This window comes from Alcanivorax sp. 1008, assembly GCF_020667895.1.
Lineage (GTDB): Bacteria > Pseudomonadota > Gammaproteobacteria > Pseudomonadales > Alcanivoracaceae > PGZG01.
Genome location: NZ_JAFMPS010000034.1, coordinates 1 through 10,347, shown reverse-complemented (window position 1 = coordinate 10,347; position 10,347 = coordinate 1). Strand labels below are relative to the sequence as shown.

At 50.2% G+C, this 10,347-nt stretch carries 9 protein-coding genes; 4 read left to right on the top strand and 5 right to left on the bottom strand.

The genetic code is table 11. The annotated features are described in order from the left end of the window. Nucleotides 1–377: aconitase family protein (locus J1C54_RS15505; protein ID WP_255612693.1), on the top strand; the 377-nt coding region annotated here is incomplete at its 5' end. A 62-nt stretch (nt 378–439) separates the two neighbouring features. On the opposite strand, the gene J1C54_RS15500 is transcribed toward J1C54_RS15505, so the two are convergent. From J1C54_RS15500 to J1C54_RS15490, 3 genes are all read right to left on the bottom strand, one after another. Further along, nucleotides 440–1,744, bottom strand: a complete 1,305-nt coding sequence (locus tag J1C54_RS15500) for a GIY-YIG nuclease family protein (protein ID WP_229149671.1) — start codon at nt 1,742–1,744, stop codon at nt 440–442. A gap of 53 nt (nt 1,745–1,797) precedes the next feature. Beyond that, nucleotides 1,798–4,242 (bottom strand): hypothetical protein, encoded by a 2,445-nt coding sequence (locus tag J1C54_RS15495; RefSeq protein ID WP_229149669.1) that lies wholly within the window; start codon nt 4,240–4,242, stop codon nt 1,798–1,800. Nucleotides 4,243–4,324: 82 nt separating this feature from the next. Continuing rightward, entirely contained in the window at nt 4,325–4,846 is a 522-nt protein-coding gene (locus tag J1C54_RS15490; RefSeq protein ID WP_229149667.1) for a 3'-5' exonuclease, read from the bottom strand. A gap of 255 nt (nt 4,847–5,101) precedes the next feature. On the opposite strand from J1C54_RS15490, the gene J1C54_RS16605 reads away from it, so the two are divergent. Together J1C54_RS16605 and J1C54_RS15480 are read left to right on the top strand one after the other, a co-directional pair. Then, nucleotides 5,102–5,392 (top strand): type II toxin-antitoxin system RelE/ParE family toxin, encoded by a 291-nt coding sequence (locus J1C54_RS16605; protein ID WP_255612692.1) that lies wholly within the window; start codon nt 5,102–5,104, stop codon nt 5,390–5,392. 2 nt (nt 5,393–5,394) lie between these two features. Further along, on the top strand, nt 5,395–5,676 hold the full coding sequence (locus J1C54_RS15480) for a HigA family addiction module antitoxin (protein ID WP_229149664.1): 282 nt from the start codon (nt 5,395–5,397) through the stop codon (nt 5,674–5,676). Nucleotides 5,677–5,719: 43 nt separating this feature from the next. Here J1C54_RS15480 and J1C54_RS15475 read toward each other — a convergent pair whose 3' ends face one another. After that, nucleotides 5,720–7,138, bottom strand: coding sequence for a coniferyl aldehyde dehydrogenase (locus tag J1C54_RS15475; protein ID WP_229149663.1), 1,419 nt, complete (start codon nt 7,136–7,138; stop codon nt 5,720–5,722). A gap of 270 nt (nt 7,139–7,408) precedes the next feature. Between J1C54_RS15475 and J1C54_RS15470 the strand changes: the two genes are divergently transcribed. Further along, nucleotides 7,409–9,127 carry an AMP-binding protein gene (locus J1C54_RS15470; RefSeq protein WP_229149662.1) on the top strand — a complete coding sequence of 573 codons (1,719 nt, stop codon included), beginning with the start codon at nt 7,409–7,411 and terminating at the stop codon, nt 9,125–9,127. Between the two features lie 63 nt (nt 9,128–9,190). Here J1C54_RS15470 and J1C54_RS15465 read toward each other — a convergent pair. After that, on the bottom strand, nt 9,191–10,347 hold a 1,157-nt coding region (locus J1C54_RS15465; protein ID WP_229149661.1), incomplete at its 5' end, for an oxygenase MpaB family protein.

The window sequence follows — 10,347 nt, the reverse complement described above, 5'->3', positions numbered from 1 at the left end:
TGGACCAGCACCAGCTGACCGAAGAAGGCTACTACAACATCTACGGCCGCGCCGGTGCCCGCACCGAAATGCCGGGCTGCTCGCTGTGCATGGGTAACCAGGCACGCATCGCGCCGAAGTCCACCGCGGTGTCCACCTCCACCCGTAACTTCCCGAACCGTCTCGGTCAGGGCGCGGATGTGTACCTGGCCTCTGCGGAGCTTGCGTCTGTGGCTTCTATTCTCGGCAAACTGCCGACCGTGGAAGAGTACATGCAGTACGCCGACACCATCGACTCCATGTCGAAGGATATCTACCGTTATCTGAACTTCGATCAGATGAAGGAATATACCGACGTGGCGGACAAGGTGCAGATTCCGGTGGCTCAGGTGAGCTGATTGGGGATTTGCTCTTGGTTGTAATAAAAAGCCCGGCGGAAGCCGGGCTTTTTATGGACGCCTTACTGACCAATCAATCTGCATCTATGCGCCTCGACCTTCTTAACGCCTCTCCTTGTCTGGATAAAGATGTAGCAACTACTGACTGACTGCACTAGATACTCACCCTCTCCGTCTAAAGAAACAACGCTATGATACCTAATAGAATTGAGAGGTTTCTCTGGGGAAGCCTTTCTCTTTGCAGGCTGGACCTTTTTGGCGGCAATGATCGAGGAGGCCCTCGGAACAGCTTCAGCATGCGCTCGACCTGCAGGCTTTTTTAGAAAAGAACCTGATTTCCCTCGACCAAGAATCAACTCATCCCCAGCATCATAAGTAAAACTACACTGAGGCCACTGGTCACAACCATAAAACGAACGTCCATCACGCTTTCGATGACGAATAACAAGAACCCCAGAAGAGCAAGCCGGGCAAGGCATTCCCTGATCAACAACCCGCTTGATCTCGGCAGCATCTCCGAATAAAGCCGTCCATTTTTCGCTCAGACCAGGAGTAGACGACAAGGCAAAGACATCCAAGATCGTCATAGGAAAATCAAATGAGAAAAGATTACCGATAAAATTGGCGTCATCATGACCAGAAACAATACTCCCCGTCTTTAATTCATAGGCAATATGAACAAGTTTTGGAACGGTAGACTCTTTCCCCCAAAAAGGTTTTATGACCAAATCAATAGAAAAAACTAAACAATCCGCCTTTCTTGTCCCTCGCAAAAAGGAAGGGTCTTTCACCCTTATAACTGAAAAACATAACCTCCATCCAGAATTAGAAACCACTCTTGTTTTAATATGTTTTTTTAAAAGAAAGGAATCGGATTGAGAAATAGCAGAAGGAGGAAATCTCTCAGAAAATGCGCCAGCTATATTTCGCTTCTCAACCTCCACGCCACCTAAGAAATCCTGACGCATGGAATCATGACTGTATTTGATACTCGATCTAACGCTACGGACCAAGCTTTTCTCAGCCTCGATACCATTCAATCTGGCGGACTCAACCATCACCAATTCATTAATGGATATATCATCTTCATTAAAGTATCGACTAATAGCCGACTCAACCAGAGAAACGGAAGCTCTAAAAAACTCTCTATTTCCAAACTCCCTAAACCGATCAAGGAGATCATGAATGCTCTTTTCATGCTCCCGGACAAGCTCATCATCGCAAAGCCATTGACACTCAACAATAAATGGCGCTGGCACCCCCGTGGTCGAAAGCTGGGACGCCCTATCAACCGGCTCCCCCATTGTCATCCCGACCTTAAGAAGACCTGGAATTGCCTTATTTGACAATACATATATATAGGCCACTTACTCTTTTCCTGCGCCGGCCAAAAAAATCAATCGCAAATAGATTGAAGAAACTACACAGAGCCAGGCCTATTTCTAATAAGAAAATCCTTGACCCGATCAAAACTATGATCCCCCTGAGAAACCATCAAAGAGAAATCAAAATAATCTTGAGCGCCAGAGTATGACGCCCAACACCTGCTAAGATAATCACGAAACGCGAATACACGATTATACCGATGCTCAATTCTAGACGACTCAAGATGCTCAAAAACAGAATCCGTGACGGCAGACTCAAAGATAGGAGTATCAACTAGGATCGCATCCATGTAGGCAAAGTTTGTTGCCCATTTTTGAAGATGATATGCCCCAACGGTTGTCACCCTCAAAGCAGACGGTATATCACCAACCAGCCCAGAAGAGTCCTCCTCAAAGGTCACTCTTTGCGGCGCCTCAATAAGCTTCTTATTTGCTAGCCTGCGAATTGAAAACTCAATCTGATGAACGGAGAAGCCCGCGCTTTGCATTTCAAAAAAAACCGAAGAGGAAGAAACAAATCCATCACGATCTATATACCCAGAATCGCGAGAAAGAAATGAAAGAAGCAAAGGAGAAAGAAAATGTTCGTTAGGATCAGGCGTTGACACATCATACAAGTTACATGCTATTGACACCGAAGGACTATAAAAAGAGAAATCAGCGTACAGTGCCGCCTTAATTAATTCATGTATAGGAACAATGTAACCCCTTCCCTCTTCCACGGATTGAATCATTTTCTCAGAATCAATATTTGGACTGCCAATGAATTTTGTAACAAGCTCCACAACAGCACGGACATTCCCGCCAGTTATATTCACCAGAAATTCATTAATTTCCTCATTCCTAGAGAGAGAATCAATCATAATATTTAAAACGATGGACAAGCTCTTTGAGTTGAGCTTTACGTACTCATAAAGTTCAATTGGAACTTTTCCCTCGGCCATATCGATGGCGAACCTTAGCCTCTTAGAAATAACAACATCAATTCTTGGAGGCGCTATGGTGAAGACTTTATGAGGATAAGCCGTGAGAGCACCAGAGTGCTTGGATCTGTAAAATGTTTGAGGTCTAACCGAAACAAAAACAAATGCGTTCCAATCTTTTGCAAGCTCTTGCGATATAATAAATGCCTCTTGTTGAATTTCAAAATCTCTTTGGTCGGCATTATCAATAAACACAATTACTTGCTGCCTTCTTGCCCTAGAAAGATGAGCAAAAGATCGCTTCAAATGCTCATCCCTAGAAGACATTTTCTCCTCAAGCATCTCCAGAAGCTTATTCTCATACATATCAGGATCGGTTTCTCTTTTCTGACCCCACAAGCCAGACTTGAATCTGGTCATTTCCGATGCATAAACCCCCTTAAGAAATGAAAACTCTTGAACATCGACACCATACCTTCTTAGAAGCTGACCCTCGATTTCGTGAAGTACATACAATTTTAAAGACTGAGAAAGAGATGCCTTTGACCCCAAATCAATATACACATAAAGGGAATTTTTCAACTCCTCCTTTGCCTCGTTATAAATCAGATTTTTTACAAAGGATGTTTTTCCAACACCAACATCACCAATTAAAACAATTGGCCTTTTTGCCATAGCTTCTGACATCAAATCCGGATCAATTCCAGACTTCCTATCCCTGATAACTGGAATCACCTTTGGAGACGCCTCGGACTGCGAGAACATAGCAGAGTATCTTGCGTCAAGAATCGTTTTACTCAAATTAGCATAATGCGAAAGTGCACCACTATCCGAATAACATCTCTTAAGAAAAATCTCTTCAATCTCTTCAGATTCGACTATATCTTGAATCAAAAGCTCAGAAAGCTGCCTGAGATTGGCCTGCAACGCAGAAGGAGTTTTTGCCTTTGGGTACCCACTAATTTTTGTAGATAACTTTGCTGGAATAGAAAAATCCCCAACAGATAGATATCTAACTATCCTTCTCTCCTGAACACCATCAAAAGACAACATCTCCCAAAGCGTTTTAAAGTTTTCCAGCATATCACCAAGAGACGAGAAAACTAGCGCCTTACCACTCAACGGCGCGACACCATCATGCCTTGTCGCCATAAAAGCAATTAACTGATGGCCATTTGTCGCCACAGCAATTTGAACACCTCTTCGTGAGCAGTACCCCTGAACCTGCTCAATAGCCGATTTAACATCCTTCGAAATAATGCAAAGTGATTGAATAGAAACAATGCGCTTCTTGGTAGCACCAGGAGGCATCTCAAAAGCAATTCCCTCTCTTTTCGCCTCCCATATTACGACGCGCGGATCACCGAGCTCATAATCTGAGAAGAGCCCATCTTCATCTCGCGTTTCCACAGAAATTTTTTCGCGACTCCAGCCCAAACAGTCAGATATCAAGCCATCAATTATAGAAAATCTTGTTTGAGCCTCGTTCATATCTCTAGCATCGGAATACCGAGAAACTATGGATGATATACTTTTTTTACCTTGATCAATATTCATAGAGCATCCATCTTCTTTTTAAGTACAGGAAAATCACATAGGGAAAGCATAATTGTCAGCACATAAATTGGATTGGGAGTGCCTAAGAACGCAATCCCACCAGAACCTCCGTCGCCCTAGTCATCGCCACATAAGCCAACCTGACCTCATCTTCCCGCTTCTCCTCCAGCAACTTTTCCACATCCGGCAATTCCGCCACCGCCACCACCGGAAACTCCAGCCCGTTGCTGGAATGCATGGCGACAAAGTTGACGGCATCGGCTTGCTGCGGCGCGGGCGCCCTGCCCTTGGCTTTGTTGGCCTGCTTCAGCCACTTCACAGGGATGCCGCAGCGCTGGAACAGTTTTTCTGCCTGGTCGGCCTGCCACTGGTAGCGGTACACCAGCGCCATGTCGCTGGAGTGCCAGCCTTCGCGTTCCTGTGACTGGAAGGGTTCGATCACGGTTTTGAGTTTGTCTTCGAAGCGCGGCAGCTTGATCACTTCCGGCTTTCTGCCGGCGCGGGCGCTGGATTGCGACTGAATGAGGGGCACGGCAACTGAGCGCGCGGGATCTGTTGCCCGGCGCAAACGAGAGATCAAGCCGACGGTGGCGGGGAATGACATCCTGGTCCCTGTTCTTATGTGTTCTTCCTGAGTAGTGCGAAGGTACCAGAAGGTGAAGGGATGGCCAAATGGTACGAGAAATTCCTTTGGATATCAGATTGATATCAATGGCACTGCCTCTGGCGTACGCCAGGTCTGGCTGATCGCCGATACCAGCACAGGGCTGCCTGTCGCCCGATAAATGCCCTTGGGAATTCCCACACCAAGCCAACCATAACGCTTTGCGTTATATACCGAGAGGCGTTATAGTCCGCCATGTCGATCACATCGTTTCGTTGCCCGGAAACAGCTGGCATCTGGTCGGGGCGGGCTTCCCGCCGATTGCCCGCCGACATCCAGAACACGGCTCGCAGAAAACTGCGGATGCTGCACAACGCCCAGACACTGGATGATCTGCTAGTGCCGCCGGGAAATCGGCTGGAAGCTTTACGCGGTAGCCGGGCCGGCAGTTTCAGCATTCGCATCAACGATCAGTGGCGTATCTGCTTTTGCTGGCAGGATGGCAAAGTGAACGACATTGAGATCGTCGACTACCACCGAGGTTAAACATGGCCAGACTAGCCAACGTCCATCCCGGCGAAGTGCTCTTCGAAGAGTTCATGCAGCCGCTCGGCATCAGCCAGAACCGACTGGCGCGGGCCATGTGCGTGCCGCCCCGGCGAGTCAACGAGATTGTCCACGGGCAGCGTGCGGTGACGGCAGATACCGCCCTGCGGCTGGCCCATGTGCTGGGCACCTCACCGCAGTTCTGGCTGGGTTTGCAGGCGGATTATGATCTGGAGGAAGCGCGGCAGGTGGATCTGGGGGAGTTGGTCAAACTGAGCGCCTGATCACCAGGATCTAACCCTCGCTGCGCGCGGGCAGGAATAAAAATCAACGAGCTTTACTTTTGAATTTCACGATCCATGCAAACAGCTTTGTTAACGTCGCGGTATAGGGCGGGTAAAGGTAGCTGAACGCGCTAAATCTTGGCTGATAAAATATCGGGCGCAACTTGGAAAAGGATACAAAGCCTTCGTAGCCATGGTAATGCCCCATCCCACTATGGCCCACGCCTCCGAACGGCATATCGTCCTGAAACACGTGGAGCATGGCTTCATTTACTGTCACGCCGCCCGACATGATGTTTTCAATATACCTGTCGGAGAGCCGCTTATCCCGGGTAAACACATAAAGAGCCAATGGCCGGTTATGTGCATTCACATACCGGATAACATCTTGTTCGGATTGATAGGTTCGCACGGTAAGAATAGGCCCGAAGGTTTCGCGCTGACTGATCTGCATATCACTGGCAGGGTCGACAACTATGTGCAAAGGGAATTTTCTTGATTCCTTCTCAGGATCTTGAGCGCTGAGATTAACAATCCTTGCGCCGCCTGCCTGAGCATCCCTGAGCATTTTCTGCAGCCGATCGAAGGATTTGTCATCAATAATGCTGCTGTAGTCCTTGCTGTGAATATCCGGAACAAGAGCCATGGCAGCCACCTTGGCGTCTTCCAGAAACCGGGCCAGTCGATGTTCCGGAATAAAAACATAATCCACATTCAGGCAGACCTGCCCGGCATTAAACTGCTTGGCATAGATAATCTGTTCTGCGGCTTTCTTTATCGGGTACTCAGAGTCTATTACCGCCGGGCACTTTCCACCCAACTCCAGAATAACCGGGGTCAAATTGCTGGAAGCTGCTGCCATCACGGACTTGCCGGTCTCCACTGACCCGGTAAACATCATCAGATCGAAAGGCAGCTTCGAAAACTCGATTCCTACACCTCCAGTCTCATCAAATATTGCCAACTGGTCTTGATGGAAGTATCGAGGCAGAATCTCGATAAGTTTTGCGGCCAGAGTTCTGGAATTTTCCGAGTACTTCACCATCACTCGATTACCGGCGGCAAGCGCCGTGGCGACAGGAACCATTGAAAGGTTAATCGGGAAGTTCCATGGAACAATAATACCCACCACCCCCAGGGGCTGCGGGATTACCCGGCTTTTCCCGCCAGGGAAAAAGGTTTGATCAACATGACGCTTTTGCGGCTTCATCCACTTCTTCAGCCGCTTGACCATGTAATCAATCGCCCCCATCGCCGAGATAAACTCGGCAAATGTTGACTCATGCCAGGAACGGTTTCCGTAATCGGCGCAGATTGCCTGCGTCAGCTCCTCCCGGTTCTCGGCAAGCATACGTTTGAGTGTCCGGAGGTTAGCTATCCGAGCGTCATAAGTTGTTGTCGGCGCACTCAGATACGCGCTTCTCTGCATCTGCAGTACTTCGATCAAATCGGCGTGGGTCAAAATAGCCTCCGATGGGCAAACCAGTACACTTTCGATATGCGGCCACGGGGCCGCTGAGCGTGAAGCCTGGCCCCTTGTTGTGGTTGGCCCGGATCAATCTGCACTGATGATAACCAGCAAGGGGCCAGCCAGGTGAGTTAACAGACCCTTGAAACTGTCAACTCACCTAACCCCACTATAAGCGTCTACCATCGAACAGGCCTGAATTGCCAGGCAGCAGGCATTACGAATTCACCGCCACGTCCTTCTGACTAATCTATGAGACTGCCCATGAACGTCGCAGCAGCCCCTGACTACCTGAAATCTTTCAAGGAAGACCCGTCAGCATCCACACAATCCTTTCCCACCGCCATTGAAATGGTGCTCCATTGGTCGGAATGTCGTGGCACTGAAGCGTGGCTTCATCAGCCCGTGAATGGCGTTATCCGCACCTGGACCTGGGCTGAAGCAGTTGATGAGTCCAGAAAGGTTGCCGCATTTCTTTTGTCCAAGGGGGTCAGGCCCGGAGATCATGGGGCAATCTGCTCCGTTAACAGTGCCCATTGGTTTATGGCAGACACTGCCCTGCAGATGGCCGGCGTGACTGTCACGCCTATCTTCACCACCATGGACCAGAACAACATCAGCCATGTCATGCAGCTTTCCGAAGCGAAGGTTATTTTCGTTGGTCCTGCGGAGAATACGGGAGTGCTCGATGAGCAGATCGACGAAGGCGTCCTCGTCATTGGCCTGCCGGGAAACACCTCAAGACGTTGTCATTATCAATGGAATGACGTCGTTAGCCAGACAAGCCCTCTGGCCGAGATAAACATCCCGGATGCAGAAAGCATCTACAGCCTGGTGTTCACCTCAGGCTCCACAGGAGTTCCCAAAGGGGTGATGATCAGTCATCGCGCCTATCGCAGCATCGGCGTCAATCTGGTGCGTGGACTACAGGCCACCTCGGATGAGGTACTGCTGTCTTTTCTACCGCTGGCCCACATGGCGGAACGGGCCATCATCATGGCGCAGACCTACTATACCGGCTGCCAGGTATATTTTAACGAAGGGCTTGAAACCTTTGCCAAGGATATAGTGCGGGCCAAACCCACTGTATTCTTTGCTGTGCCCAGACTGTGGGAGAAGTTTGCCTACGGGGTCGCTGAGAAATTCGGCAGCCAGGAATCGGTTATTGCAGCAATTACGGATCCTCATAATGGCGGAGCCATAGCGGAGCAGATTCGCAATGCACTTGGCTTTGGCCGCACCCGTATTTTGATAACCGGATCAGCGCCAACAGCACCGGTTTTGCACCGCTTTTTTGAAGCGATTGGCTTGCCTTTATACGATATGTTCGGGCAGTCAGAGATCCTTACTGGCAGCGCGAATATGCCAGGCGCTCGCAAGATCGGCACTATCGGAAGACCTTTCCTGAATACTGACATCAAGCTGGATCCTGACACCAGCGAATTGCTGATGAGATCTGAAAGCGCTATGTCAGGCTACTACAAACAGCCTGAAGAAACGCATCGTACACTCGTTGATGGCTGGGTTCGCACCGGCGACAAGGCGGTTATAGATGAAGACGGCTATCTTAGCCTGATAGGGCGCGTCAAAGAGATCTTTAAAACATCGAAGGGCAAGTACGTTGCGCCTGCTCCTATCGAGGCCAGACTTGCAGAATCGCCCCTTCTGGAACAGCTATGTCTGATCGGATCAGGAAGAGTCAGCACCATGATGCTGGCCACACTGTCGCCAAAAGGCATGACAACTGATGAACCTGAGCTGGTGAAAAACCTGGAATCCCTGTTGCAAATCGTCAATGCCAAACTTGAGCATCATGAGAAGATCGGCCACATGATAGTCAGCCGCAATCCCTGGACTATACAAAACGGACTGCTGACTCACACAATGAAGATCAAGCGGGATAAGATCGAATCTCACTTCGAGCCGACGATTGAATCGGCTCTGCAAATGGACGGTTCCCGTATCTTGATAACAGACCGGTAGCAAGCCAGAGGAGGCAGTCGCTCCCGACCGGCTTGCCTCCCTCCGTTCATCAAGGGCTGATCATCATTTGACCACCCGCCCATGCAGGCGACTTAAAATACGCTCTGCCTCCGGCATGATCGTGCGCCACAATTTGACAGTCTGGCCGTCAAGCCGGCGATTCAAACTGGAGGAAAAGCCAGCGGCCTGATTCATCAGCGACACGCTGGATCGCAGCAGCGCGTAGACGGCGCGATCGCCCGCCGATGCCCGCCGGATACCAAAATGTGCCCTGAGTTCGTCGTCAAAGACCCGGGTCAATGCTGCTGCTCCGACACCGTCGAGTAGTCGCGCCAGCAGTCTGAATCTGCCGAACAATCCACGCCCCAAACCCAGATCCTGTAGCTCGGTCATGAAGCTGCGCATCGGGCTATGGCAAGTGTTTGGATCCATGCAGAGGATGAAGGCCGCCAGCTTTGTTGCTGTCTCTTCCCAGCTCTGGCAAAGCAGCTCTTCCGGCACTCCCTGCAGGAAACTCAAGTAGTTCACCCAGTGATTGAGGGCATCCAGCTCCTCATCGGAGATAGGCTTGTGTAGATGCCGGCGCATACCAAGCATGGTGACCATGATGGTGGCAACCACAATGGCCCCGTCGGCCGCAGACATAGGCACACCAAGCACTGACTCGTCCCATGCTAACGGTGGCTGGTAGTTCCATTCCTTCTGGTGCCCACTGATGGCCGCGCGAATATGGGCATGCACTAGCCGTATGCGGCAGTTCTCGCGGAACTCCTCGGTGTAAAGATCGCCGGCACCTTTTTCCGCAACAGCGTTAAACCATTTAAATGTTTCCAGCACCCGAACAATGCCGCGCCGCTTGCTCTCTTTTCTGGCAAGGGCCTGCTCAATAGTTGCCGACTCCTGAGTGGGTCGGTTGGTAAACAGCACCGCCATGGTGATGGCCGGCACCATGCCCTGCAGGTAGATACCCACCGGCAAGCCATAGGTGATCAATCCGAACAGATCCAGTTTGGAGCGAAACACCCGGCCACCCTCGGTGACTTTTTGCCGATCGATAAAATCGGGAATCTGCTCTGCCGAGCCGACAAAATCCGCCACTTCAGCGGCCACATCAGTGTCCGGGCCAACGCCTTGGCGCAGCGCCGCATCCAGTTCTCTGCCTAACGATCGGTTGGCGCGCATGGCCCGGGCCAGATTGTCCGCCGCTGGATCTCCACGAT